The 25,827-nt window shown below is 73.4% G+C and carries 24 protein-coding genes; 15 read left to right on the forward strand and 9 right to left on the reverse strand.

The genetic code is table 11. The features are described from left to right. Nucleotides 1-66 precede the first annotated feature (66 nt). The 3 genes from FHX75_RS03060 (at nt 67) to FHX75_RS03070 (ending at nt 3,781) form a co-directional block, all read left to right on the forward strand. Nucleotides 67-1,293, forward strand: coding sequence for a glycosyltransferase family 4 protein (locus FHX75_RS03060; protein WP_154936561.1), 1,227 nt, complete (start codon nt 67-69; stop codon nt 1,291-1,293). Nucleotides 1,294-1,510: 217 nt separating this feature from the next. After that, entirely contained in the window at nt 1,511-3,211 is a 1,701-nt protein-coding gene (locus FHX75_RS03065) for a DUF4012 domain-containing protein (protein ID WP_246157569.1), read from the forward strand. Between the two features lie 12 nt (nt 3,212-3,223). Next, entirely contained in the window at nt 3,224-3,781 is a 558-nt protein-coding gene (locus FHX75_RS03070) for a hypothetical protein (protein ID WP_154936563.1), read from the forward strand. A 110-nt stretch (nt 3,782-3,891) separates the two neighbouring features. On the opposite strand, the gene FHX75_RS03075 is transcribed toward FHX75_RS03070, so the two are convergent. The 4 genes from FHX75_RS03075 to FHX75_RS03090 form a co-directional block, all read right to left on the reverse strand. Continuing rightward, the gene (locus tag FHX75_RS03075; protein WP_154936564.1) at nt 3,892-4,686 is read right to left on the reverse strand and encodes a GNAT family N-acetyltransferase; all 795 of its coding nucleotides are present in this window, start codon (nt 4,684-4,686) and stop codon (nt 3,892-3,894) included. 160 nt (nt 4,687-4,846) lie between these two features. Continuing rightward, nucleotides 4,847-5,914 (reverse strand): hypothetical protein, encoded by a 1,068-nt coding sequence (locus FHX75_RS03080; RefSeq protein WP_154936565.1) that lies wholly within the window; start codon nt 5,912-5,914, stop codon nt 4,847-4,849. Between the two features lie 197 nt (nt 5,915-6,111). Continuing rightward, nucleotides 6,112-6,435, reverse strand: a complete 324-nt coding sequence (locus FHX75_RS03085) for a hypothetical protein (protein ID WP_154936566.1) — start codon at nt 6,433-6,435, stop codon at nt 6,112-6,114. Between the two features lie 56 nt (nt 6,436-6,491). Then, nucleotides 6,492-6,836, reverse strand: a complete 345-nt coding sequence (locus FHX75_RS03090) for a hypothetical protein (protein WP_154936567.1) — start codon at nt 6,834-6,836, stop codon at nt 6,492-6,494. Between the two features lie 317 nt (nt 6,837-7,153). On the opposite strand from FHX75_RS03090, the gene FHX75_RS03095 reads away from it, so the two are divergent. Beyond that, nucleotides 7,154-8,140, forward strand: coding sequence for a DUF817 domain-containing protein (locus FHX75_RS03095; RefSeq protein WP_154936568.1), 987 nt, complete (start codon nt 7,154-7,156; stop codon nt 8,138-8,140). 457 nt (nt 8,141-8,597) lie between these two features. After that, nucleotides 8,598-9,191 (forward strand): hypothetical protein, encoded by a 594-nt coding sequence (locus tag FHX75_RS03100; RefSeq protein WP_154936569.1) that lies wholly within the window; start codon nt 8,598-8,600, stop codon nt 9,189-9,191. A gap of 66 nt (nt 9,192-9,257) precedes the next feature. Here the strand turns inward: FHX75_RS03100 and FHX75_RS03105 are convergent, their stop codons facing one another. Then, the gene (locus FHX75_RS03105) at nt 9,258-10,628 is read right to left on the reverse strand and encodes an alpha/beta hydrolase family protein (protein ID WP_154936570.1); all 1,371 of its coding nucleotides are present in this window, start codon (nt 10,626-10,628) and stop codon (nt 9,258-9,260) included. 168 nt (nt 10,629-10,796) lie between these two features. Then, entirely contained in the window at nt 10,797-12,134 is a 1,338-nt protein-coding gene (gene gdhA / locus FHX75_RS03110) for an NADP-specific glutamate dehydrogenase (RefSeq protein ID WP_154936571.1), read from the reverse strand. 116 nt (nt 12,135-12,250) lie between these two features. On the opposite strand from gdhA, the gene FHX75_RS03115 reads away from it, so the two are divergent. From FHX75_RS03115 to FHX75_RS03130, 4 genes are all read left to right on the forward strand, one after another. Beyond that, complete coding sequence (locus FHX75_RS03115) at nt 12,251-12,559, forward strand: MazG-like family protein (RefSeq protein ID WP_088961804.1); 309 nt, start codon at nt 12,251-12,253, stop codon at nt 12,557-12,559. A gap of 603 nt (nt 12,560-13,162) precedes the next feature. Continuing rightward, a complete protein-coding gene (locus FHX75_RS03120; RefSeq protein WP_154936572.1) occupies nt 13,163-13,756 on the forward strand; it encodes a hypothetical protein in 594 nt (197 codons plus the stop codon). Between the two features lie 559 nt (nt 13,757-14,315). Next, a complete protein-coding gene (locus FHX75_RS03125) occupies nt 14,316-14,735 on the forward strand; it encodes a protein-tyrosine phosphatase family protein (RefSeq protein ID WP_154936573.1) in 420 nt (139 codons plus the stop codon). Between the two features lie 174 nt (nt 14,736-14,909). After that, the gene (locus FHX75_RS03130) at nt 14,910-15,143 is read left to right on the forward strand and encodes a hypothetical protein (RefSeq protein WP_154936574.1); all 234 of its coding nucleotides are present in this window, start codon (nt 14,910-14,912) and stop codon (nt 15,141-15,143) included. A gap of 18 nt (nt 15,144-15,161) precedes the next feature. Here FHX75_RS03130 and FHX75_RS03135 read toward each other — a convergent pair whose 3' ends face one another. Then, complete coding sequence (locus FHX75_RS03135) at nt 15,162-17,435, reverse strand: ATP-binding cassette domain-containing protein (protein WP_154936575.1); 2,274 nt, start codon at nt 17,433-17,435, stop codon at nt 15,162-15,164. Nucleotides 17,436-17,551: 116 nt separating this feature from the next. On the opposite strand from FHX75_RS03135, the gene FHX75_RS03140 reads away from it, so the two are divergent. From FHX75_RS03140 to FHX75_RS03165, 6 genes are all read left to right on the forward strand, one after another. Then, nucleotides 17,552-18,286, forward strand: coding sequence for a MerR family transcriptional regulator (locus FHX75_RS03140; RefSeq protein ID WP_154936576.1), 735 nt, complete (start codon nt 17,552-17,554; stop codon nt 18,284-18,286). A gap of 43 nt (nt 18,287-18,329) precedes the next feature. Beyond that, nucleotides 18,330-19,577: a D-alanyl-D-alanine carboxypeptidase family protein gene (locus FHX75_RS03145; RefSeq protein WP_154936577.1), complete on the forward strand. Its 1,248-nt coding sequence runs from the start codon at nt 18,330-18,332 to the stop codon at nt 19,575-19,577. A 74-nt stretch (nt 19,578-19,651) separates the two neighbouring features. Then, nucleotides 19,652-20,440, forward strand: a complete 789-nt coding sequence (locus tag FHX75_RS03150) for a peptidylprolyl isomerase (RefSeq protein ID WP_246157572.1) — start codon at nt 19,652-19,654, stop codon at nt 20,438-20,440. Nucleotides 20,441-20,545: 105 nt separating this feature from the next. Continuing rightward, nucleotides 20,546-21,805, forward strand: a complete 1,260-nt coding sequence (locus FHX75_RS03155; protein ID WP_246157574.1) for a D-alanyl-D-alanine carboxypeptidase family protein — start codon at nt 20,546-20,548, stop codon at nt 21,803-21,805. Next, nucleotides 21,802-22,704 (forward strand): M15 family metallopeptidase, encoded by a 903-nt coding sequence (locus FHX75_RS03160; protein ID WP_425463467.1) that lies wholly within the window; start codon nt 21,802-21,804, stop codon nt 22,702-22,704. Before FHX75_RS03155 ends, FHX75_RS03160 begins: the two co-directional genes overlap by 4 nt. Nucleotides 22,705-22,931: 227 nt before the next feature. After that, on the forward strand, nt 22,932-23,432 hold the full coding sequence (locus FHX75_RS03165; protein ID WP_246157848.1) for a DinB family protein: 501 nt from the start codon (nt 22,932-22,934) through the stop codon (nt 23,430-23,432). A 39-nt stretch (nt 23,433-23,471) separates the two neighbouring features. Here FHX75_RS03165 and FHX75_RS03170 read toward each other — a convergent pair whose 3' ends face one another. Both FHX75_RS03170 and FHX75_RS03175 read right to left on the reverse strand, forming a co-directional pair. Then, entirely contained in the window at nt 23,472-24,293 is an 822-nt protein-coding gene (locus tag FHX75_RS03170) for an alpha/beta hydrolase (RefSeq protein WP_154936579.1), read from the reverse strand. A gap of 80 nt (nt 24,294-24,373) precedes the next feature. Further along, nucleotides 24,374-25,558, reverse strand: a complete 1,185-nt coding sequence (locus FHX75_RS03175) for an SPL family radical SAM protein (RefSeq protein WP_211364304.1) — start codon at nt 25,556-25,558, stop codon at nt 24,374-24,376. Nucleotides 25,559-25,827: the final 269 nt, after the last annotated feature.

The following is a 25,827-nucleotide window of genomic DNA, read 5'->3' on the forward strand; positions in this document are numbered from 1 at the left end:
CGTGTCGACCCGCTCCGGCAGCGGGTCGGCCGCCCTGCCGAGTTCACCGCCGAGGGGGACCCGCTGATGAGGGTGGGCATCCTGTCGTACCACTTCCCGCCCGAACCGGCCTTCATCCCGGGCAGCCTCGCCGAGGAGCTGGCGGCCCGGGGGCACGAGGTGCGGGTGCTGACCGGCTTCCCGGACTATCCCGGCGGGCACGTCTATCCGGGCTGGCGGCAGCGCTGGCGGCACCTGACCCGCAGCGAGCGACTGACCGTACGACGGGTGCCCCGCTACGCCGGCGGGGACGGCTCCACCGGCGCCCGGATGGCCAGTCACCTCTCCTTCGCCGGCAGCGTGGCGATGGTCGGGCGCCGCTACCTGGCCGACGTGGACGTGCTCTACGTCTTCCAGCTGCCCGCGACGACGTTCGCCACCGCCGCGTTGCTGCGGATGCTCGGCCGGGTGCCGACCGTGCTGCACGTGCAGGACCTCTGGCCGGAGGAGGAGGTGGCCGGGGACGGCGCACAGCGGCAACGCGGGCCGGGACGGCTCGCGACCACGATGCGCCGGGTGCTGCGCGAGGCGGACGCCCTGGCGGTCACCGCGCCGTCCATGCGGGACCTGGTGCTCGCCGACGGCGTCGACCCCGACCGGGTGCGGGTGGTGCTCAACTGGACCGACGAGCGGATCTTCCAGCCGGTCCGGCCCAGCCGCGCCGCGCAGGGATTCGTCCGACGTGACGGCCGGTGCGTGGTGATGCACGCTGGCACGATCGGGGTACGGCAGGGGCTGGAGACGGCGGTGCGCGCGGCGGCGGCGCTGGACGGCCGGACGGACCTGGTGCTGGTGGGCTCGGGCGCGGAGGAGCGGCGGGTGCGGGGGCTCGCCGCCGAACTTCGGGCGGACAACGTCCGCTTCGTGGAGCGCCGGTCGCCGGTGGACATGCCCGAGCTGTACGCGGCCGCCGACTACCAGCTGGTCATGCTCCGCGACCTGCCCGAGCTGCGCGGCACGGTGCCCGGCAAGTTGCAGGCCGCCTTGGCCTGCGCCGCGCCGGTGATCGCCTCGGCCGGCGGGGACACCGCGGAGCTGGTGGAGCGGGCCCGGGCCGGGTTGTCCTGCCCGCCCGAGGACTGGGCCACGCTGGCCGACCGGTTCTGGCTCGCCTCGACCATCCCGGCCGCCGCGCGCTCGGAAATGGGGCGGCGGGGGCGCGAGGCGTACCTGCGGGAAATGTCGCTGCGGGCGGGTGTGGACCGGGTCGAGGACCTGCTCAACCAGGTGGCCCTGGGCCGCCGCAGCCGCTGAGCACTCGAACGATCCTCGCATAACACTTCTACGGCAGTAAAGCGGCGAAACCCGCAGGCCCGCGTCGTTATTCATGCTAGAAAATGGACGAATCGTCATTAGTGTCCGTTTCGGAGTGGAGACTCGTGTGACCGAGAGCGGTGTGTCGCGTCGCGGCCGCAGGCGCCTGCGGCGACGAACCAGGGCACGCATCCGGCGGGCGCTGCTCGTCGGACTCGTGGTCGGGTCCCTGCTCCTGGCCGGCTCCGGATGGGTCGCCTTCCGGGGCTGGCAGGCGCGGGCCCACCTGCTCAACGCCGCCGGTCTCGCCCGGGAGTTGAGCGCCCAGATCGTCGGCGGGGACGCCGCGCGGGCCCAGCGCACCCTCGCCGCGCTCCAGGAGCAGGCCGGGGCCGCCCGGGACGCCACCGGCGACCCGGGCTGGTGGCTGGGGCAGCGCTCCCCGTACGCGGGTGACGACCTGGGAGCGGTACGCCAGATCGCGGTCGCTATCGACGACCTCGCCCGACGCGCGTTCCCCACGCTGGTGCGTGCCGACCTCGCCACCCTGGTGCCGAAGCAGGGGCGGCTGGACGTGGCGCGGCTGCGGGCCGTCTCGACCGAGTTGGCCGACGTGAACGCCGCCGTGCGGGAGACCCGTACCCGCCTCGACGCGGTGCCGACCACCGACCTGGTCGGACAGGTACGCACGGCGCTGACCGACCTGCGGGCGGAGATCGACCGGCTGGCCGGCCTGACCGGAGCGGCCGACCAGGGGGCGAAGGTGCTCCCGGCGCTGCTCGGGGCCGACGGGCCCCGCACCTACCTGCTCGTCTCGCAGAACCCGGCGGAGCTGCGCGCCACCGGCGGCATGTGGGGAGCGTACGCGGTGATCCGTGCCGACGGCGGTCGGGTGGAGATCGTCACCCAGGGCAGCGCGGGGGTGGACCTGAGGCGGTTCGATCCGCCGGTCGCCACGCTCCCGGACGAGATGCGCCGGCTCTACACCGACCTGCCCGCGATCTATCCGGCGGACGTCAACCTGACCCCGCACTTCCCGACCGCGGCGAAGCTCTACCGGGAAATGGTCCGGCTACGTACCGGCACCACCGTGGACGGTGTGTTGGCGGTCGATCCGGTGGCGCTGTCGTACCTGCTGGCCGCGACCGGCCCGGTCGCGGTGCCGGGCGGGCCGAAGCTCGCCGCCGACACGGTCGTCCGCACGTTGCTCTCCGAGACCTACCAGAGCATGGGCCTGAAGGAGCAGGACGCCTACTACGCGGCGGCCGCCGCCGCCGTCTTCGACGCGTTTCTTGCCGCGAAAGTCAACCCAAAGGCTGTTTTGTCCGCTTTTGACCGCTCTATAGCGGAAAGAAGGATATTGTTCTGGAGTGCCCGGTCAGGAGAACAGCGCATCTTCGGCGAAAGCCGGGTGAGCGGGATCCTGCCCGAGCACGAGACGGTGCCCAGCGTGGGGGTGTTCCTCAACGACGGCAGCGGCGCGAAGCTCGGCTACTACCTGAAGCCGACGGCGCAACTGACCGTCGGTGAGTGCCAGGGCGAGGGCCGCCGTCAGCTGCGCCTGCGGTTCAGCCTGCGTTCCTCGGCGCCGACGTCCGGCCTGAACAGGTCGGTGCTCGGTGCTGGGAAGGCCGGCGACCCGTACACCATCCGCACGTTGGTGTACGTCTTCAGCCCCGCCGGCGGTGCCGTGGTGGGCGCCCGGATCGACGGGGCGGACGCTGCCCTGGGCAGCGGCACCGAGCGGCGCCGGCAGGTGGGCGTGGCGAACGTCGAGGTCCCGCCCGGGGCCACCCGGACGCTCGACGTCGACCTGCTGACCGGCAGGAACACCGCCGGTACGCCCGAGCTCTGGCTCACCCCCACAGCCACCCCATGGACCACCCAAGTTGTTTCCGCACCAAGCTGCAACCAGTAGGAGGAGACCACCATGCGGCTATCCCGCATCATCATGGCGCTCACGGCCGGCCTGGCCGTCGTGCTGGCGCCGACGGCGGCGGGGGCGGCGCAGCCGCAGCCGGCCCTTGGCGCGCCCCAGCCACCGCCCGACGACTACGTGCCGAAGCCGGGCTGCCTGAAGGTGAACCGGACCACGATCAAGATCGGCGAGACCGTGGTGCTCAGGGGCACCGGCTTCGGTCCCAACCAGACGGTCGACATCGACGTGAGCCGAGCCCCGGGGCACCTCACCGCGGAGACCAACGCGGCGGGCCAGTTCACCGTGTCCTTCCGGCCGACCGAAATCGGCAATTACACCTTCACCGCGGCCGGCTGCAGGTTCAGCGCCTTCCTCAAGGTGCTGCCGAAGAAGAAGCACGACGGGGGGCACGACGGGAAGGACGACGGGAAGCACCTCCCCGTGACCGGTGACAGCATGGGCACCCCGCTCAAGGTCGGCGGCGGTCTCGTCGGCGCCGGGGCGGTCCTGATGCTGGGCAGCCTGGTGTGGCGCCGGCGCAACCGCTTCGGCATGGGGTCGACACGCTGATCCCGCACGCCGGGCAGGGCCCGGCACAGTGAGGACGGGCGCCCGTCGGAGGATTCCGGCGGGCGCCCGCACGTGTTCCGCCGCTCACGGGCGCAGGCCGGTGCGCCCGGTCAGGACCGGACGTCCGGCGACGCGTCGTCGGCCGGCAGCGGCACCGTGAGCACCCGGGCCACCGGGCGGAACCCAGCCTCGTCGTACATCCGGCGGGCCGGATTGCCGTCGGCCACCGACAGCCCCACCCGGGGCAGCCCGGCCGCACGCGCCCCGCGCAACGCGTGGCCGAGCAGCGCGCGCCCCAGTCCGCGCCGCTGCGCCGCCGGCGCCACCCCGAGGTTGAGGATCCAGGCGCAGACGTCCTCGGTCCACGGCACCGGCCCGGCGGCGAGGACGTGACCGGCGCTGCGCCCGTCCGGACCGACCACCCGCGCCGAGGCCGGCAGCAGCGGTGGGACCGGCTCGGCCCGCTCGAACATCCCGCGCACCTCGGCGGTGTCGCTCGGTTGCCACCGCCCGTCCGGGTGGTCCGGCCCGTACGCCGCCGCCAGCCCTTCGGCCAGATCGTCGTCCCACCCGGCGGGTGCCCAGGACCAACCGGCGGGCAGCGGCACCGGCTCCGGTACGTCGGTCAGGTCGTGCCGCATGTCCGTGGCGGCCCGGCGCAGCGTCAGGCCCCCGGCGACCAGCGCGGCGGCCAGGTCGTCGTCCGGCGTCTCCAGCCGCGCGCCGGCGAGGTCCCGGCGCGCCTGGGCGGCGAGCACCCGCACGTCCGCTCCCGGCAGCGGTGTCACCTCCCCGGCGACGCGTTCACCGTCGTCGTCGCGCAGCCGCAGCCGGGCCAGCGGCGTGCCGTCGTCGGTGCTCAGCAGGTGTCCGGTGGATGCTCCGGGGTCGGGGTGCAGCGGCATCCCCGCACCGTAGTGGCGAGATGGGCATCTCCTCCAACGGGTTCCCCGGTGGCGCACCTCGTCGTGGGCATGCTCCGCCCGGCAGCGCCGGCGCCTCTTTTGGTTCGGACACGTCGGCCAATGTGCGCGCTGAGAGCCTCAGGTCTGCCGAAGGTTTTGGTCAGAGTCCGGCGATGACGGAGTCGGCGACCGCCACCAGGCGTCGCTGAAGGTCGTCCGGGTCCTCGGCTCCGGTGCCCATCCACATCACCTCCACGCGAAGGTTCTGGTCGTAGGCCAGCACCTTCGGCATCGTCGGCGTCCTCGTGTCGATGAAGGTGGCCGTGCCGAGGCCTGTCACGTCCCGGGCCTCCCGCATCCGGTGCCGTTCGTGCGCGTACATCCGGGCTACCTGTGCCGGGCCGTCGCCGCCGACGGGGAAGCTGGCCGAGACGAGCAACTGCGAGCTGCGCCCGCCCTCTCCGGGGAACACCGCGGAGCACATCATTCCGCGCAGACGGCCGGGCTTCGGGGTGCTCGGGCGCACCTCCACTGGCTTCGCCGTGCTCACCGCCGACAGGTCGAGGATTTCGCAGAGGTCCTTCACCGCCCCGTGACCGGCACCGGTGGACGAGGGGGTCAGCACCGGATCCGGCGACGGGTCCGCATCCGAGGGGGCCTGCGGCGACGGGGCGTCCGGTCGGCGTAGTGCCGTCAGTACCGCCGCGGCGACCTTCCGCAGGCGGGTCACCAGGTCGGGCGGGTTGCCGGTCTCGTGATCGGGCGAGCTGACCCGCACCAGCAGGTTGTCGTCGTGGCTGGTCACCTGGTGGTCGCCGACCATCCGGTACGAGGTGGCAGCCGCGGGGAGCCCCCCAAGGTCGTGCACGCCCGAGGCGTCGGATTCGCCACCGTCGCGCCACGTCCGGTAGTCCTCGGCGGCCTCCTTGCTGCTCCCGTGCCTGGTGGCGGTGACGGTCATCGGCTGGTCGCGGCCGAGCTTCCCGCCCACCCGCACGCTGAAGGTGCAGCTCTGGGTCGCGCGGCCCTCGTCGTCCTCTTCCCTGGCGCGGCGAGGGTCGCCGGCGGGTACGCCCGCCAGCGCGACGATCTGCGAGGTGCAGATGTCCGCGCCCAGGTCGTACGCCCCCCGGTCCTCGTCGGCCGTGCACCCGACGAGTGGGACGCCGAACAGGACTGCCAGGTGGACCGCGGTCATCTTCCGCGTGATGATCATCGTCGCTCGCACGCGACGGAGGCTACCGGCCCGCCACCGTCGGCGGGTGACCGCCGGTGGCACGGCGGTGCGACCTGTGTCGCCGATGTGGCGGCCTGGGGCGTTGCGGGAGCGGCGGGCCCAGTCGCGCACGTGCGCCTCGGAGACATCGGGGCCGAGGGCGGCGGCGATCTCCTTGGCCGTGCCCCAGTGGGTGCCGTCGCGCCAGATTATGGGCGGGGGTTCCGCCTGATCCGCCAGGCTTCGATGCTCTCGAATCCCTTGATGAAGTCCGTCAGTGAGATGGCGACGGCGACCGTGCCGGACTCGCGCGCCTCGGCGGTCGCCTGGTCAATCACGTGGACGGCGTGGGCGCTGTCGGCGGTGACTTCCCCGGGACGGTGGACCAGGACGTGGAAGATGTTGGGTGCCGGCAGCTCGTGGCTGAACCACGCTTCGGTGAGACGGGGAACCCACTCGCGGGCGATCGCTTTGCGCTCGAGGTCGGTCTCGGGGAACTTCTCGTAGAACTCTATGAGGGTCACGGCCGGCATGCGTCGAGGGTAGTGGCTTCGTCAGGTCGGGGCCGTACTCCCGCCTGGCGGCCAAGTCATGCATCGAGCGTATCGCCGGCGGTAGGCGGATCCTGGAACAGCGGAACGGCTGCCGTTGCCTGGCCCCTACGCTCAAGCGCCCGGCGTAGGTCCTCAAGCAACCCCCAGAACAGGGACTCGTACCCGCGCCTCGTGTCGTTCACAGCGCCGATCTCCTCCAGCGCCTGGTCGAGCAGGGCTTTGCCATCATCGCGCATGTACGTGCCTGCGTACGCTCTCCAGACGGGGAGCTCGTCCTCGGGGATCATCGCCAGCCGCACCGCTGCCGTGTCGCGGAGCTTCAGGCCGACCAGGTCTCCGTAGGTGGCGGTGGCGATGCTGTCCAGCAGGTCCCGAAACACCTACGAGGTCCCGGCGCGCCTGGGCGACGAGCACCCGCACGTCCGCTCCCGGCAGCGGTGTCACCTCCCCGGCCACGCGTTCACCGTCGTCGTCGCGCAGCCGCAGCCGGGCCAGCGGCGTGCCGTCGTCGGTGCTCAGCAGGTGTCCGTTGGATGCTCCGGGGTCGGGGTGCAGCGGCATCCCCGCACCGTAGTGGCGAGATGGGCGCCTTCTCCACCGGGTTCCCCGTGGCTCCGGCCGACCGTGCCCGGCGTGATTCCTCCGCTGCACCCCGCCGGCGCCGGTCGAGCTGCGCCGGCACGATAGCGTCGCCGCGATGCGTACCCCTTCCGGACCGGCCACTCTGACCACGGCCGAGCGCGCGATCGATGCCCGCTTCCGCGCGATCCTGGCCCGGCTGCCCCGGCGCGGACCGGCCGGCTGGCTGACCGAGTTCGCGGTCTTCGGGCTCAAACAGGCCTGGGCGTGCGTGTTCGGTGGGGCGATGCTGGCGGTCATCTTCGCGGCGCGCCTGTGGTACCCGGAGGACGCGCCGATCGCCCGCAACGACTTCCTGACCCTCGCCGCGGTGGTCATCCAGATCGCGATGGTGGCCGGACGGCTGGAAACCCTGCGCGAACTGCGGGTGGTGGTGCTGTTCCACCTCGTCGGCACGGCGATGGAGCTGTTCAAGACGCACATCGGCTCCTGGTCCTACGCGCCCGACGGCGTCCTGCGGCTCGGAGCGGTGCCGCTGTTCAGCGGCTTCATGTATGCCGCGGTCGGCTCCTACATGGTCCGGGTCAACCGGCTGTTCGACCTGCGGTTCGTGCGCTACCCGAGGCGCTGGGTGACGGCTGTCGTGGCCGCCGCGATCTATGCCAACTTCTTCACCAACCACTACGTCCAGGACGTGCGATGGCTGCTCATCGCCGTCGTCGCTCTGGTGTTCGGGCGCTGTGCCATGCAGTTCCGCATCTTCCGGCTCCGGTGGCGCATGCCGCTCCTGCTGGCCTTCTTCCTCGTCGCCGTCTTCATCTGGCTCGCGGAGAACATCGCCACCTGGTCGCATGCCTGGCTGTATCCCAGCCAGGTGGGCGGTTGGCACCCGGTCTCGGCGACGAAGCTCGCGTCGTGGTTCCTCCTCATGATCATCTCGGTGGTGCTGGTCACCTGGATCTCGCCGCCGCAGCCGCCCGACGACCGATCGCCGGACGCGGCGGTGGGCACCGACGTGGCCGAGCTTGCCCCGGTATCCCCGACGACGGGCGGTTCGCAGAACCCAGCCACGGGCCTGGGCGGTCACGGGCAGCACGAGCGGTAGCCGCTGCCGCCTGTCCCTTACCGGGCGCGTTCGGGACGGGTGGGCGTCGCGTGCGGCCTCGTCGTCGCGGGGCGGGACGTCCGGTCAGGTGCAGGATGTCCGGATCCGCTCGCGGGCGATGTCCGGTATCGGGGGTGGCCGTGCGCGGTGTCCGTGACCGGCGGCACCCCGGCGGCGGAATGGTGGCGGGGCCGGCGTCGTTACATCCTCCGTACGACCGCAGCAGGAACCCCGCTGGCCTGGCCCGATGATGTGGCCGGCGCGGGATGCGGGCCCCCGGAATGATGGTGGGCCGCCGGTCGTTACACATGGTCCCGGCGCCACGAGCCCCCCGCTCGCGATGACCTGCCGGGCAGAGACTTTCCCCCTTGTGGTCTTTTGAGCGCCCTGTCGTGGTGCTTGCGCCCGTGCTCGATCCCCGTCGAGTCGTGGCGCCAACCCCCGAAGGAGCTACTCCATGAACACGATGATGCGGAAGAGCGTTCTCGGTATCGCTGGTCTGGCCGTCGCCGGTGGTCTCGCCGCCGGTCCGCTGAACCACGGCACCACCGACACGGTCGACACCCGGGCCGCCGCCGTCGCGGTGCGGGCGGACAAGCCGGCCGTGGACAAGGGCAAGCTGATCCCGCACGGTGTGCAGGGCAAGCAGTCGCGCATCGACCTGGGCGACGAGCAGACCGCCAACGTGAAGGCGATCATCGCCGCGACGAAGAAGTCGGGGATGGACGAGCGGGCCGCCGTGGTGGCCATCGCGACCAGCCTGCAGGAGTCGAAGCTGGAGAACCTGGGTCACCTGGGTGAGCGCAACGACCACGACTCGCAGGGCCTGTTCCAGCAGCGTCCGTCGTCGGGTTGGGGCACCGTTGAGCAGATCACCGACCCGGAGTACTCGACGATGGCGTTCCTGAAGGGTCTGAAGCAGGTCGACGGTTGGAAGGACATGCCGCTGACCGAGGCCGCGCAGACCGTGCAGGTGTCGGCCTACCCGTTCCACTACGCCCAGTGGGAGCGGCAGGCTGCCGACCTGGTCGCCGAGCACTGGAACAGCTGACACGTGAACGACACGCTGGCCGGCACCCCCGAGCGGGGTGCCGGCCAGCGGCGTGTCCGGGTCCGGTCAGGGGCACGCGGAGTAGAGCCGACGGGTGCCCACGCTGGCGGCGTACGCGGCCCGGTCGCTGAACCGGCAGCCGAAGTCCGCCGCCGCGACCGCCTTCGGGTCGGCAACCGCATCACCGCCGGGTCGGGCGCCGGTGCGTACCCAGGACACCAGGTCGTCCCAGGCGGCGCCGGCCTCGGCCGGGGTGAACTCGCAGTGCTGGCTGGCCCGGATGGCCCGCTGCACGACCAGCCGGCTGCGGCCGTGCCACGCCGCGTCCCGGGCGTACGCCTGCTCCATCGAGAACGGCACGAACAGGTCACCCAGGTCGTGCAGGCTGAGCACCGGGGCGGTGGGGCGCCCGGCGATCCGCGGCACCTCGGTCAGCGTGGGGGAGAGCCGCTGCCAGACGTTCTCCGGCGCGACCCGCTGGACGGCGGCGTTGACGTTCACCGGCGTGTTCGGGCTGTAGCGGGTGAGCAGGTTGGTGGCGAGCTGCCCCGGCCGCTGCGCGGGGGAGTCGCCACCGTTGGTGGTGCTGATCCCGAAGAGGAAGTCCTTCCAGACCGCGAAGGCCCGATCCGCGCCCGGGCGCGGGCCGCCGGAACGGTTGATGACGATCTCCCGGAACTGCTTGCCGCGCTCGTTGGTGGTGTCCGGCCCGGTCGGGGTGAGCCCGGCGAGGCCGAGCGCGACCTGGATCCGCGGCACCGCGTTGGTCAGGTAGTCCGGCGGCGTGGGGTAGGCGCGCACCCCGGCGAGGGCCTGCGCGACCAGGTTGTAGTCGAGGAAGAAGTCGAGCAGCTGGTGGTCGCCCAGGACGCCGCACATCGGCAGCGCCCCGTCGTAGTAGCCGGGGTACTGCTCCAGCGAGCGGCCGATGATGTAGCCGCCCATCGACACCCCGGTGATATACGTCCGGTGTGGCCGTCGCACGGTGCCGGCGAAGAGGTCGGCCAGTTCCCGGGTGCTGACCACGCCGGAGCGGATGTCGAAGCCGTTGGTGGTGTACGACGACGCCGCCCAGGCGTACCCCTGGTCCAGCAGGCGTTGCCGCAGGCCGTAGTTGGGGGTCTCTGGGGAGAGCACGGTGGTCTGGCCCCGGTAGCCGTGCGCCCACATGACCAGCTCGCCGTTCCACGTCGGCGGGATCTCGATGATGTAGCCGGCGTGCCGGTGCACGCCCTGCCGGACGGTCGACGGGGTGCCCCGCACGTCGAGCGGCGCGAGCGGCGGGTTGCTGATGGTGTAGCCGGGCAGTGGCTGGGAGCCGTCGCCGTCACGGTCGGCGGCGACGGCGGGCGCCGCGCCGGCCAGCCCGACGGTCAGGGCGAGGGTGGCGCCGGCGGCGAGCAGGCGGCGGACGAGTCGGGTGGATGAGGACAGCATCGATGCTCCCCCGGGGACGGTGCCGCCCCAGTGTGCGGGCGGCCAGGCGGGACGGTGCCTACCGACCGGTAGCGCCCTGAAGCTAGGCCCCGCCGTCGAACGCTGTCAATGCCCTCCTGACCGAACGGTCAGCCGATGTGGACTGACCGTCCGGTCAACGCGATCGGCTCAGACCAGGCCGTGCGCGAGCATCGCCTCGGCGACCCGGCGGAAGCCGTTGATGTTGGCGCCGGCCACGTAGTCGCCCGGCAGGCCGTACTCCTCGGCGGTGGCCCAGCAGCGGGCGTGGATGTCCCGCATGGTCTCCCGCAACCGCTGCTCCGACTGGGCGAACGTCCACGAGTCCCGGCTGGCGTTCTGCTGCATCTCCAGCGCGCTCACCGCCACGCCCCCGGCGTTGGCCGCCTTGCCCGGGGCGAACCTCACCCCGGCCCGGCCGAGGATGCGCACCGCCTCCGGGGTGGTCGGCATGTTCGCCCCCTCGACCACCGCCACGCAGCCGCCGGCGACCAGCGCCGCGGCCTCCGCGCCGCCGATCTCGTTCTGCGTCGCGCAGGGCAGGGCCAGGTCGCAGGGCACCTCCCAGACGGTACGGCCGGAGACCGCCACCGCGTGCGGCACGTGCCGCACGTAGTCGTCCAGCCGGACCCGGCGCTGCTCCTTCAACTCCCGCAGCAGGTCCAGGTCGATGCCCTTCTCGTCCAGCACGTAGCCGTCCGAGTCGGAGCAGGCCACCACCGTCCCGCCGAGCTGGTGCACCTTCTCGATCGCGTACGTCGCCACGTTGCCCGACCCGGAGACGACCACCCGCTTGCCGTCCAGGCTGTCCCCGGTCTGCGCGAGCATCTCCTCGGCGAAGAACACCGCGCCGTACCCGGTCGCCTCGGTGCGCACCTGCGCGCCCCCGTACGACAGGCCCTTGCCGGTCAGCACCCCCGACTCGTACCGGTTGGTGATCCGTTTGTACTGCCCGAACAGGTAGCCGATCTCCCGGCTGCCCACCCCGATGTCCCCGGCGGGCACATCGGTCTGCTCGCCGATGTGCCGGTACAGCTCCGTCATGAAGCTCTGACAGAAGCGCATCACCTCGCGGTCCGAGCGGCCCTTCGGGTCGAAGTCCGCGCCGCCCTTGCCGCCGCCGATCGGCAGGCCGGTCAGCGCGTTCTTGAAGATCTGCTCGAACCCGAGGAACTTGACGATCCCCAGGTAGACCGACGGGTGGAAGCGCAGGCCACCCTTGAACGGGCCGAGCGCGCTGTTGAACTCCACCCGGAATCCCCGGTTGACCCGGACCCGGCCGTGGTCGTCCTCCCACGGCACCCGGAAGATGATCTGCCGCTCCGGCTCGCAGATCCGCTCGATGATCCGCGCCCGCGCGTACTCGGGGTGACGGGCCAGGGCGGGGCCGATGCTCTCCAGCACCTCCCGTACCGCCTGGTGGAACTCCGGTTCGCCCGGGTTCCGGCTGACCACACTGGCGAACACCGACTCGACGGCCTCCGGCATCACACCGCACGTCCCTTCCGGTCCAGTTGGCGGCCTCGTCGCCACCACCGGGCCGGCGTCATCCCGCCGACCGTCCCCGGATACGGATCGTCACCCCTGTCCGGTTCACTGATCCGATGGACGAGTCGATCTGGAACGCCGTACGGGCCTCGCGGGGCTGGCTGGACGCCGCCAACGGCACCGGGCAGGCGGAGCTGACCTGCCGCATCCTCAAGCTCACCGAGGAGGCCGGCGAGGCGGCCGGCGCCTGGATCGGCGTGCTCGGCCAGAACCCGCGCAAGGGGGTCACCCACACCCGCGAGGACGTCGCCGCCGAACTCGCCGACGTGGTCTTCACCGCGCTGGTCGCCATCGAGAGCCTCGGCCTGGACGCCCGGTCGGTGGTCGCCGAGTGCGCCGCCAAGGTCCGCGCCCGCACCTCCTGACCCGCCCACCCCGCACGGCCCGCGCCGCCCGGCCGCTCGCCGTGCCGGGATGGCCGGTTCCGGCCGGATCAGCGTGCCCGGATGTCGCGCGCCGGATTGACCTCGGCGTGCCGGATGTCCGGTTACCGGGTCCGCAGGGCGTGCCTGGATGTCCGGGTCTGGGCCAGCCAGTGCCGAGCCGTCCCGTGACCGGCGGCACCCTGGCGGTGGAATGGTGGCCGGGCCGGTGTCGTTACATCACCTGGACGATCGCAGCAGCACCCTGCTGGCCTGGCCCGAACGCTTGGGTCGCCCGCGGTGTGGGGCGTAGGTCGCCCGCGGTGTGGGGCGCCGGAATGATGGCGGGCCCGGGGTCGTTACATCACCTGCACGACCGCAGCACCCCCGCTGGCCTGGCCCGAACGCGTGACCGGCCCGGGATGCGGGCCCCCGGAATGATGGTGGGCCGCCGGTCGTTACACATGGACCCGGCGCCGTGAGCCCCCCGCTCGCGAAGCCTGCCGGGCAGAGACTTTCCCCTGAGTTCTTTGAGCGCCGTCGTGGTGCTTGCGCGTGTCCGACCCCCCTTGGACACGTCGCCAACCCCCGAATGGAGCCACTCTGATGAACACCACCATTCTGCGTAAGAGCGTTCTGGGTATTGCTGGTCTGGCTTTCGCCGGTGGCGTCTTCGCCGGCCCCGTGACCGAGGCCCACGCCAACCCGGTCGACGCCAAGCCGGTTGCGGTGGTGCAGGCGGACAAGCCCGGTGTGGACAAGAGCAAGCTGATCCCGCACGGCGTGCAGGGCAAGCAGTCGCGCATCGACCTGGGCGACGAGCAGACCGCCAACGTGAAGGCGATCATCGCCGCGACGAAGAAGTCGGGCATGGACGAGCGGGCCGCCGTGGTGGCCATCGCGACCAGCCTGCAGGAGTCGAAGCTGGAGAACCTGGGTCACCTGGGTGAGCGCAACGACCACGACTCGCAGGGCCTGTTCCAGCAGCGTCCGTCGTCGGGTTGGGGCACCGTTGAGCAGATCACCGACCCGGAGTACTCGACGATGGCGTTCCTGAAGGGTCTGAAGCAGGTCGACGGTTGGAAGGACATGCCGCTGACCGAGGCCGCGCAGACCGTGCAGGTGTCGGCCTACCCGTTCCACTACGCCCAGTGGGAGCGGCAGGCTGCCGACCTGGTCGCCGAGCACTGGAACAGCTGACACGTGAACGACGCGCTGGCCGGCACCCCCGAACGGGGTGTGCCGGCCAGCGGCGTGTCCGCACCCGATCCTCACCGGCGAACACCTCGGGTTGATCATGAGGTTGACAGTGGTGGGGAGATCAGCTCCGCCGCTAACCTCATGATCAACGAGGAGGGGGTGTGGGGTTTGGGGCGGCGAGGCCCGGGCGGAGGTTGCCCGCGACGGGGGTGTGGCCCGCCGTGCCCGGCGCAGGGATCAAGCCTGACCGCCCGGAGCCGGGCACGGCGGGCCACACCCCACCCACCGACCACCGCAACCCACGAAAGCAACAGCAAGCAGTGGCACGCGTCACCAGAGCCGGTGGAAGACCCGGACCGGGTAGCCTGTTGAGTCAGGTGTCGGTGTGTCCAGTGTCCCCGGGCCTCACCTAAATTGCCTTCGCGGAATACCGTTCGGCTGGAGCCGCGATGTGCCACTCGCCGAGAGGCGACCTGCACACCGACACCCCAGCGCCGCCCCCGACCCACCAGGGCCGGGGGCGGCGCTGTTTCGTACGCCCGGGCGGCACAATCACCGGGTGGACTGGTCCGAGACGACCGGGGTGGTCGTACTGCCCAGCGGCGCGACCGTGCGCGGTCGCCGCGTCGGCGATCCCGCCTCGCCCGCCGACTTCGCCCTGCTCCTGGCCCCGGGCCCGGCACCGGCCTGGCCGCACCGCCGGATCCGGTGGCCCGACTTCTGGTTGCCGCTCGACCGCGCCGACGCCCTCGACGCGCTGGCCGAGGCCCTGCGCCGGGCGCACGACGGCGCGCGGGTCGAGGTGGCGTGCCGGGGCGGCGTCGGCCGGACCGGGACGGCGCTGGCCGCCCTGGCGATTCTGGACGGCCTTCCGCCGGACGGGGCGGTGGGCTGGGTACGCGAGCGGTACCACCCGCGGGCGGTGGAGACCCCCTGGCAGCGGCGCTGGCTGCGCCGGCTGGATGACGTCGGCGCGTGACCCGGCGGGCGGTGCACCGGCTGTGGTACTGGTTACCTCGGCGGTTCCCGCAGCTCAGGGCGGGTACAACCCGGCCACGATGATCAGCCGCGCCGCCGGTCGGCGCGGCACCAGGGCCGGCGACGGGCGACGGTCGCCGTCCCTGGTCGCTCTCCACGCAAGGCAGGTACCACCATGGCCGCAGCCGACTCCCACTACCGGGGTACGCACCGCCGCCCGCTGCCCACCCCCGGCCACCTCGGACGGCTCACCCTCTCGCTGGCGGTGCTCAGCGTGCTGGCGACGCTCTTCCTGGACGTCTTCCTGGTGACCGCCGCGCTGTCCATGCTGATGGTCGGCCCGGTGGTGCTGGTCGTGCAGCGGTGGCGGGACCGGGCCGGCGCCGAGGAGTCGGTGACCACCGGCTGAGCCGGTCCGGCCGCGGCGCTACCCGCCGACGTACTCGCGCAGGTGGCGAGCGGTGAGGGTGTCGCCCTGCGCGACCAGCTCGGCGGGGGTGCCGGTGAACACGATCCGGCCGCCGTCGTGCCCGGCCCCGGGGCCGAGGTCGATGATCCAGTCGGCGTGCGCCATCACCGCCTGGTGGTGCTCGATGACGATCACCGTGTTGCCGTCGTCGACGAGCCGGTCCAGCAGGGCCAGCAGCTGGTCGACGTCGGCCAGGTGCAGGCCGGTGGTGGGCTCGTCCAGCACGTACGTGCTCGACTTCTCCGCCATGCGGATGGCCAGCTTCAACCGCTGCCGCTCGCCCCCGGAGAGGGTGGTCAGCGGCTGACCGAGGCTGAGGTAGCCCAGGCCGACGTCGGCCAGCCGGTCCAGCACGGCGCGGGCCTGGCCGCCGGGGAAGAACTCCCGGGCCTCGGTGACCGACATCGCGAGGACGTCGCTGATGTTCTTCCCGCGCAGCGTGTACGTCAGCACCTCGTCGGTGTAGCGGCGCCCCTCGCAGCTCTCGCACACCGAGGCGACGCCGGCCATCATCGCCAGGTCGGTGTAGACCAGCCCGATGCCCTTGCAGGTCGGGCAGGCGCCCTCGGAGTTGGCGCTGAACAGGGCCGCCTTGACCCCGTTGGCCTTGGCGAAGGCGGTGCGGATCGGGTCGAGCAGCCCGGTGTAGGTGGCCGGGTTGCTGCGTCGGGAACCGCGGATGGGGGACTGGTCCACCACGACCACCCCGCCGCGGCGCGGCAGCGAGCCGTGGATCAGCGAGCTCTTGCCCGAGCCGGCGACCCCGGTGACCACGGTGAGCACCCCGAGCGGGATGTCGACGTCGACGTCGCGCAGGTTGTGCAGGTCGGCGCCGCGGATCGGCAGCTGCCCGGTCGGACGGCGTACCGGGTCGCGCAGGGTGACCCGGTGGTCGAGGTGGCGCCCGGTGAGGGTGTCGGAGCGGCGCAGGCCGGCGACGTCGCCGGTGTAGCAGATGCGGCCGCCGGCCGCCCCGGCGCCGGGCCCGAGGTCGACGACGTGGTCGGCGATCGCGATGGTCTCCGGCTTGTGCTCCACGACCAGCACCGTGTTGCCCTTGTCGCGCAGGCGCAGCAGCAGGTCGTTCATCCGGGCGATGTCGTGCGGGTGCAGCCCGACGGTCGGCTCGTCGAAGACGTACGTCACGTCGGAGAGGCTGGAGCCCAGGTGCCGGACCATCTTGACCCGCTGCGCCTCGCCCCCGGAGAGGGTCGCCGACTCCCGGTCGAGGCTGAGGTAGCCGAGGCCGATCTCCACCAGCGAGTCCAGCGTCTCGCGCAGCGTGGCCACCAGCGGAGCCACCGACGGGTCGTCCACGGCGCGGATGAACTCCGCGAGGTCGCTGATCTGCATGGCGGAGCACTCGGCGATGTTGCGCCCGGCGATCCGCGAGGAGAGCGCCGCCGGGTTGAGCCGGGCGCCGCCGCAGTCGGCGCAGGTGGTGAAGGTGACCGCCCGGTCCACGAACGCCCGGATGTGCGGTTGCATCGACTCGCGGTCCTTGGTCAGGTAGATCCGGCGCACCTTCACCGCCAGCCCCTCGTACGTCCAGTTGTTGCTGCCCACCTTGATCTTCGTGGCCGGCTTGTGCAGGAAGTCCTGCCACTGCTGCGCGCTGTAGTCCTGCAGCTTGGCGTCGGGGTCGAAGAGGCCGGAGCCGACGATGGTCTGCCAGTACCAGGAGTCGACGGCGAAGTTCGGCACCAGGATCGCGCCGTCGTTGAGCGACCGCTCCACGTCGACCATCGCGTGCACGTCGAGGTCGGAGACCCGGCCCAGCCCCTCGCAGGTCGGGCACATCCCCTCGGGGAGGTTGAAGCTGAACGCGCCGGCCGGCCCGACGTGCGGCTGCCCGAGCCGGCTGAACACGATCCGCAGCATCGCGTACGCGTCGGTCGCCGTGCCGACCGTCGAGCGGGAGTTGGCGCCCATCCGCTCCTGGTCGACGACGATCGCCGCGCTCAGGTTGCGCAGCGCGTCCACGTCCGGCCGGCTCAGGCTCGGCATGAAGCTCTGCAGGAAGGCGCTGTACGTCTCGTTGATCAGGCGCTGCGACTCGGCGGCGATGGTGCCGAAGACCAGGGACGACTTCCCGGATCCGGAGACCCCGGTGAAGACGGTGAGTCGGCGCTTGGGGATGTCGACCGAGACCCCGATGAGGTTGTTCTCCCGGGCACCTCGTACCTCGATGACGTCGTGGCTGTCGGCGGCGTTCCGCGCTGGCTGCTGCATGGGTTCGATCGTCTCATTGATGTTCCTATGTAAAGTCCGGTGCCAACCCGCCGAGCAGCGCAGTGCGATGTGGGAGGGAAAGTCTCAAACGACGTGGCAGGCGATAGGGTGACCCGGTGAAGGACGGGCGGTTGCGGGTGGTCGACGTCGCGGCCACCGCCGGGATCTCCACCCAGCAGGTGCGCAACTATCTCGACGAGGGGGTCCTGCCACCGGTCGAGCGCACCCCGAGCGGCTACCGGGTGTTCACCGTCGCGCACGTGCGCGCGCTCGCCGTGCTGCGCCGGATGGCCGAGGGGCACGGCTGGGCGCGTACCCGGGAGGTGATGCTCGCGGTCCACCGGGGCGACCTGGCGGCGGCGCTGACGGCGCTGGACGCCGGCCACGCCGAACTGGACCGCGAGCGGACCGAGATCCGCCGCGTCCTGGGCGCCTTCGAGACGGTGGTGGTCAGCCCGCCGGTCGTGGTGCCCGCGCCCCGGCGCGGCGCCCGGATCGGCGAGGTCGCGGACCTGGTCGGCGTCCGCACCTCGCAGCTCCGGCTGTGGGAGGAGCGGGGGCTGCTGCGGCCGGCGCGCGAACCGGGCACGAGCTACCGGCTGTACGACGCGGCGGAGCTGCGCGCCGCGCAGGTCGTCGCGTTGCTGCGCCGGGGCGGCTACCCCTTCGAGATCGTGACGGCGGTCCTCGACGAGATGCGCACCAGCGGCCGGCCCCAACGGGTGCACGCCGAGCTGGCCCGGCGCGAGCAGGACCTGCACCGGCGCAGCCTGCGGCGACTGCGCGCCTCGGCCACCCTGTACGACTACCTCGCCGAGATCGGGCTGGCCGGCTCCGGGCTGCCCGGGTGAGGCGTGCCGGGCCCGCCGGCCGGCCTCGGTATGGTGCCTGACCATGAGAGCCCGGGTCCTGGCCGCCGCCACCGTCGCCGTACTCCTCAGCACCGGGACCGCCGTGCCGGCGGACGCCGCGCCGCCGACGGCCCTGGCTCCCGGCGTGACCGCGCCCTGCCCGAAGCTGCCGACGCCGGCGGTGACCCGCCCGCCCCGCCCGACCCCGCCGGAACCGGTGCCCGCGCAGCGCGCGGTGGGCGGGGAGGCGCTGGCCACCCCCGGCCTGGTCGTGCCGCCCGGCACGCCGGCGCCGCCGCCGGTCACCGCGACCTCCTGGCTGGTCGCTGACCTGGACAGCGGCGCGGTGCTCGGCGGCTGCGGCCCGCACGAGTACGCCACCCCGGCGAGCGTGCAGAAACTGCTGCTGGCCGCCACCATGCTGCCGAAGCTGGACCCGAAGCAGGTGGCCACGGTGACCCGCGAGGACCTGGACATCGAGCCCGGCAGCTCCGCGGTGGGCCTGCTGGTGGGCGGCCGGTACGCGGTGGAGACGGTCTGGCTCGGGCTGCTGCTCCAGTCCGGCAACGAGGCGGCGAACCTGCTGGCCCGGCTCGGCGCCGGCAGCACGGAGGCCGGGGTGCGGGAGATGAACGCCGAGGCGCGCCGGCTGGGCGCGTTGCAGACCCACGCGGTGACCCCGTCCGGCCTGGACGGCCCGGGCCAGTTCACCAGCGCCTACGACCTGGCGCTGATCGCCCGGGTCTGCTTCGCCAACCCCACCTTCCGGCGGTACGCGCTGACCGAACGCGCCCAGATCCCCGCCCAGCCCGCCCTGCGCAAGCGCGGCTTCCAGATCCAGAACGAGAACCCGCTGATCTACGACTACCCGGGTGCGCTCGGTGGCAAGACCGGCTTCACCGACCTGGCCCGGCACACCTACGTCGGCGCGGCCGAGCGGAACGGCCGGCGGCTGGTGGTCACCCTGCTCAACGCCGAACGACGGCCGGTACGGGCCTGGGAGCAGGGCGCCCGACTGCTCGACTGGGGCTTCTCGCTGCCGCCGGACTCCTCGGTCGGCCGGCTGGTGGAGCCGGGGGAGGTCAGCGAGGACGGCGCCGCTGCGACCCCGTCGGCGGCCCCGGACGCCGGGGCGGCCGTGGCCGCCCGCCGGTCGTCCGGTGGCGCCCCGGAGTGGCTCGGCGGGGCGGTGGTCGGCGGCTCGGCGGGGCTGGTCGGGCTGCTCGCCGCCCTGCTGGCGGTCGGGCGACGCCGTCGCCGGCCCCGGCGGCGCGCGGTCCAGTGGGATTGACCGGCGTCGACAACCGGCCGACACCTCCATAGACTCCGGTCTTTCTGGTACCACGAGTCCAGGGAGGACCCCACGTGTCGAGCGAACCCCGACCGCCCGCCACCCCGCCGCAGCTGTCCGTGGCCCCGACGCTGCGCCGCCTCGCCGGCGTGACGCTGGCCTCGGCCGCGCTGGTCGTCGCCGGCGGCACCGCCGCGGTCGCCGCGCCGGGCACCGACGCGTCCGCGCCGCCGCGGACGACCAACGGACCGTGCGCGTACACCGAGACGCCCGACGAGCCCGCGGCCCGGCCGGTGCCGTTGCCCCCGGACCCCCGGCGTACGCCGGACCGGGGCACCGTGCGGGTCACCCTGCGCACCAACCAGGGCCCGATCGGGCTGACCCTGGACCGGGAGCAGGCCCCGTGCACCGTGCAGAGCTTCCTGCACCTGGCCCGGCACCGGTTCTACGACCGCACGCCCTGCCACCGGCTGACCGCGTACCCGACGCTCAAGGTGCTCCAGTGCGGTGACCCGTCCGGCACCGGCGAGGGCGGCCCCGGCTACCGGTACGCCGACGAACTGCCCACCGACCTGCCGCCGGCGCCGACCGACCCGACCGGCGTCCGCCGGCTCTACGCCCGCGGCACCCTCGCCATGGCCAACGCCGGGCCGGACACCAACGGCAGCCAGTTCTTCCTGGTGCAGGCCGACTCGGCGCTGCGCCCCAACTACACGGTCTTCGGCTCGGTCGACGCGGCCGGTCTCGCCACGCTCGACCGGATCGCCGCCGGCGGGATCGCACCCACCCCGGAGAACCCGGCGCCGGTCGACGGCGCGCCCGCCCAGCCGCTGGAGATCTGCAAGGTCGCCCGGCGGCACTGACCCGGACGCGGCGGGGCCGGGATCCTAGCGGCCCGGCCCCGCCCGCCGGCGGTGATTCCGCGGAAGCGGGGAGCGGACCGCCGCGCCTCACTACCGTGCGACAGAGTGAGAGTCACCAGTCGGATCGTCGCCGCCGTCGCCGCCGTCCTGCTGTCGCCGGCGGGCACCCCGGCCGTGGCCGCCCCCGCCCGTACCGCCCCCGCCACCACCGGGACCGGCGCCGTCACGACCGGCCCGTGCCCGCCCGTGCCCTCGGTGTCCCGGCCGCCCCGGCCGGCGCCACCCCGGGCGGACCCGGCGCAGCGGGCCGTCGGCGGGGCCGCCCTGGCCACCCCGGGCCTGGTGACGCCGGCCGGGTCGCCCGCACCGCCGGCCGTGCCGGCGACCTCCTGGCTGGTCGCGGACCTGGACAGCGGCGCGGTGCTCGGCGGCTGCGGGCCCCACGAGTACGCCACCCCGGCGAGCGTGCAGAAGCTGCTGCTCGCCGCCACCATGCTGCCCCGACTCGACCCCCGGCAGGTCGTCACCATCACCGCCGGGGACCTCGACATCGAACCGGGCAGCTCCGCGGTGGGGCTGGTCGAGGGCGGTCGCTACCGGATCGAAACGATCTGGCTGGGGCTGCTGCTGAAGTCCGGCAACGAGGCGGCCAACGCGCTCGCCCGGCTCGGCGGCGGGCCCGACGGACAGGCCGGCGGCATCCGGGCGATGAACGCGGAGGCCCACCGCCTGGGCGCGTTGCAGACCCACGCGGTGACCCCCTCCGGGCTGGACGGGCCCGGCCAGTTCACCAGCGCCTACGACCTGGCCCTGATCGCCCGGGCCTGCTTCGCCGACGCCAACTTCCGCCGCTACGACGCCACCCGCGAGGCGGTCGTGCCCGCGCAGCCGGCGCTGCGGGAGAAGGCGTTCCAGATTCAGAACGACAACCAGCTGCTCTACCGCTATCCGGGCGCGCTCGGCGGCAAGACCGGCTACACCGACCTGGCCCGGCACACCTATGTCGGCGCCGCGGAGCGCAACGGACGGCGGCTGGTGGTGACGCTGCTCGGCGCGGAGGCGACCGACCGGCGCGGCTGGGAGCAGGGCGCCGCGCTGCTGGACTGGGGCTTCGCGCTGCCCCGCGCCGCCGCCGTCGGCCGGCTGGTACGCCCCGGTGAGCTGGCCTCGCCGCTGCCCACGGTCACCGGCACCCCACCGCCGCTGGCCGCGGCGGGCGGACCGACGCGGGTGGACCCGCTCGGACACCGGTGGGCGCAGCCCGGGCCGCTCGCCGGGGCGGCACTGCTGCTGCTCGGGGCGACGGTCGTCGGCGCGCTGGCCGGGCGGCGTCGCCGACGCGCGGCCGCGGGGCGCCGGGCGTGATCCCCGCCCGGGCCCGCACCCGCGCGGTGACACCCGCGTGCCGGGAGCGGCCCGGCGCGGTGCCGCCGTCCGGCGTGCGGCGGGTCGCCCGGGCGCTGGCCCTGCTGCTGGCGGTGGCGGCGGTCGCCGGCTGCCAGCGACCACCCGGCCCGGCACCACGGCCCAGCGCGGTCACACCGTCGCCGAGCGGCTCACCCGCCCCGGCCGACTTCGTGCTGCTCTCCGAGGTCGACCCGAGCATCACGGTGGACATCCGGTACGCCACCGCGCACAACTTCGTGGGCCGACCGATCGACGGCTACCCCGAACCGCTCTGCCTGCTCACCCGCAAAGCGGCCGAGGCGTTGCGCCGGGTGCAGGCCGCCGCCCGTGCCCAGGGCCGCAGCCTGCGGGTGTACGACTGCTACCGACCCCAGCGGGCGGCCGACGACTTCGTCCGCTGGGCGAAGGACCCCGCCGATGAGAAGACGAAGGCCGAGTTCTATCCCCACGTCGCCAAGTCGAAGCTCTTCGACGACGGCTACATCGGCTCGCCCACCTCGCACAGCAGCGGCAGCACCCTCGACCTGACCCTGGAGCCGGTGCCGGCGTCGCCCGGGGCCACGTACCGGCCGGGGCAGCCGCTGGTGGCCTGCACCGCGCCGGCCGGTCAACGCTTCGCCGACGGCGGCGTCGACATGGGCACCGGCTTCGACTGCTTCGACCCTCGGGCCCACACCGACGACCCGCGCGTCACCGGCACGCCCCGCCAGAACCGGCAGCTGCTGCGCCGGCTGATGGAGCAGGCCGGGTTCGTCAACTACGACCGGGAGTGGTGGCACTACCGGTACGCCGACGAGCCGTACCCGGACACGTACTTCGACTTCCCGGTGGCGGTGTCGTCGCTGCGACCGCGCTGAGCCCGGGCCGGGTCGTCTCGACGGGCGCGGTCGGCTCAGCGGATGCCGCGGGCCGCGCGGGTCGCGGCGGCGGCGGACGCGCCGCACCTCGAGGAGGGGCGGCCTCCCATGATCCCTTCGCGGGCGGATCGATCCGCCGGGACTAGGCTTTCCCGCCGACCCCTGCCAACCCTCGACGGGCCGGTCACCGCCGGCCCGTCGACCGCGTCCGAGGAGCCGTTGTGGAGATGGACCGGATCGGCCCGCCGCTGCGCGCCGGGGAGCGGGAGACGCTGCGCGCGTTCCTCGACTTCCACCGGGCGACCCTGGTGCTGAAGTGCCAGGGGCTGTCCGACGAGGAACTGCGGCGTCGATCCATGCCGCCCTCGACGCTGACCCTGCTCGGCCTGCTGCGGCACATGGCCGAAGTGGAGCGGACCTGGTTCCGGCGGGTGATCGACGCCGAGGACGTGCCGCTGATCTGGTCGGCGACCGGCGACTTCCAGGAGGCGTACGACCCGACCGGCTCGACCGGCGCGGACGCGTTCGAGGTGTGGCAGCGGGAGGTGGAGCACGCCCGCCGGATCGAGCGGGAGGCCGAGTCGCTCGACGTCACCGGGCACCAGGCGCGGTGGGGTGAGGACGTCTCGCTGCGGCTGGTGATGCTGCACATGATCCACGAGTACGCCCGGCACAACGGCCACGCCGACTTCCTCCGCGAGGGCATCGACGGCTCCGTCGGGGCGTGACCGTCCTGCCGCCCCGCGTCGCCGGTGCGGCGTCCCGGCTCAGTGCCGGGCGCTGCCCGCCGGCGGGGCCTCGGCACCGGTCGGTCCCGCGCCGGGCAGCGGCAGCCAGGCCAGCACGTCGCGGATCTTGTCGTCCCAGTACGCCCAGTCGTGGTCGCCGGGGGAGAAGTCCACGGTGACCGGCACGTCCCGGGCCCGTGCCGCCTCGACGAAGCGCACGTTGTCCTCGTGGAGGAAGTCCTCGGTGCCGCAGGCGACGTAGAGCGCCGGCAGGTCGGCGCCGGCCCGGCCGAGCAGCGCCACCGTGTCGTCGTCGCCGTCCGGCACGTCCCGGTCACCCCAGACGGTGTGCCACACGGCCGGATCGACCGGCCGGGTCGGGTGGTCCCGTCGGTGGGCCACGTTCAGCGCCCCGGAGAGGCTGGCTGCGGCGGCGAACCGGTCCGGCCGGCGCAGCGCCCACTTCACCGCGCCGTACCCGCCCATCGACAGGCCGGCGACGAAGGTGTCCTCCCGGCGCTCGGAGAGCCGGAAGAACGACCGGCACACCTGCGGCAGTTCCTCGCTGAGAAACGTCCAGTAGCGGTTGCCGTGTGCCTCGTCGGCGTAGAAGCTCCGCCCCGCCTGGGGCATCACCACGGCCAGGCCCAGCGGCGCGACGTACCGCTCGATCGCGGTGCGCCGGGTCCAGATGGTGTCGTCGTCGGTCAGGCCGTGCAGCAGGTAGAGCACCGGCGGATCGCCGGCCGGGGCGGCGCCGGCCATGCCGATCTGCGTCGAGGTGCGCTCCGGCAGGAGCACCGTCATCGACGTCCCCATGCCCAGCGCCTCGGAGAAGAAGTCACAGCGGATCCGCGCCATGGGCGTGGATGCTACGCGCCGCCGCCGGCCGTTCCACCGCCGTCGCCCGGCGTGCCGGGGCCGTCGCTGGTGCCGGGCCGTCAGGTCCAGTAGAGGATCCGGCAGGCCGGCACCCGGGCGGTCAGCTCGGCGGTGAACCAGGAGCGCAGCTCTGTCATCGTCTCGCGCGGGTAGACGAACTTCACCGCCCCGAACTTCCCGTGCTTGCGGCTGCGCCGCGTCTCGTCCATCTCCAGCCGGGTGCGCGGGTACCAGCCGAGCAGCACCTCGCGGCTGCCCGGGGTGAACCGGTGCGTGATCAGCTCCGCGGTCAGGTCCAGCCCCGGCACCCCGTCCACCGCGGCGGCGACCAGGTCCAGCAGCTCGCCGTAGTGCGTCCGCCAGTCCGGCAGCGCGATGATCGGCGCGATGGTCAGCCCCACCGGGTAGCCGTCGAGCGCGAGCCGGCGCAGCGCGGCCAGCCGGGCCGGCACCGGACTCGTACCGCCCTCGAAGCGGGTGCTCACCGGCAGGCAGTTCACGCTGAACCGCACCCGCGTACGCCCCGCGTGCGCCAGCCCGACGAAGGTCCCCACGTCGTCGTACTTGGTGGTCCAACGCAGCTGCACCGGGGCGTCCCAGCCGGCGAAGTGCTCCACCGCCCGCCGCCAGCTCCCGGTCAGGTGCTCCAGGGCCAGCGGATCGGTGTAGCAGGACGCCTCGAAGGTGGTGCCCTCCTCGGCGCGCCGGGCGTCCCGGCTGGTCACCGTGCCCCGCCCGGCGTACTCGGCGAGGCCGTCGAGGATCTCGTCGAGGTCCGCGTACACCCGGGTCACCGGCGGACCGGAGAGCGACCCGGCCAGGTAGCAGTACTGGCAGTGCGCCGGGCAGCCCTCCGCCAGGTCGACCCGCCAGTCCGCGCTGGGCGCGATCGGTTGCAGCCGGCGGCGCGACGGCGGGCTCACCACGATCGCCAGGGTCGACTTCGCCCGCGCGTACGTCTCCCGCTCGGTCTCCCCGCGCAGCCCGGTCAACCGGTTCGCGCGCAACCGCTCGACCTCGATGCCCAGCGCCTCGACCCGCCCGACGATCCGCCGCCCGTGCGGATGGTCCAGCGCCGCGGGGGTGGCCACCACCCGCCGGGGCGTCCACCGCCGCGCCGGCCGGGGCGGCGGGGCCAGCCCGGCCAGGTCGCGGATCGGCACCCGCTCGCCGCTCGCGTCGTGCGGAGCCGGGGGTACGTCCACCGCCAGCGGCTCGTCGACGTCCACGCTGTCCGGCTGCATCCGGGCCGGTTACCCGTTCCGGGGCGGAACCAACGGCGGCTCCGCCGACCGGTGGTTACCCGTTCCGGGCGGAACCGACGGCGGCTCTGCCGACCGGTCCGGCGCGGGCCGGGGCCTCGGCCCGCGCGTCCCCGCGTCGCCGGTGGCGCGATCGGGTGAGGCCGCGTCGCCGGTGCTCTGTGCGGGTGGGGCCGCGTGGCCGGTGCTGTGCCCGGCTGGGGCCGCGTCGCCGGTGCTGTGCCCGGCTGGGGCCGCGTCGCCGGTGCCGT

Origin of the sequence: Micromonospora palomenae (assembly GCF_007829925.1) — a bacterium.
In the GTDB taxonomy this organism is placed as follows: domain Bacteria; phylum Actinomycetota; class Actinomycetes; order Mycobacteriales; family Micromonosporaceae; genus Micromonospora; species Micromonospora purpureochromogenes.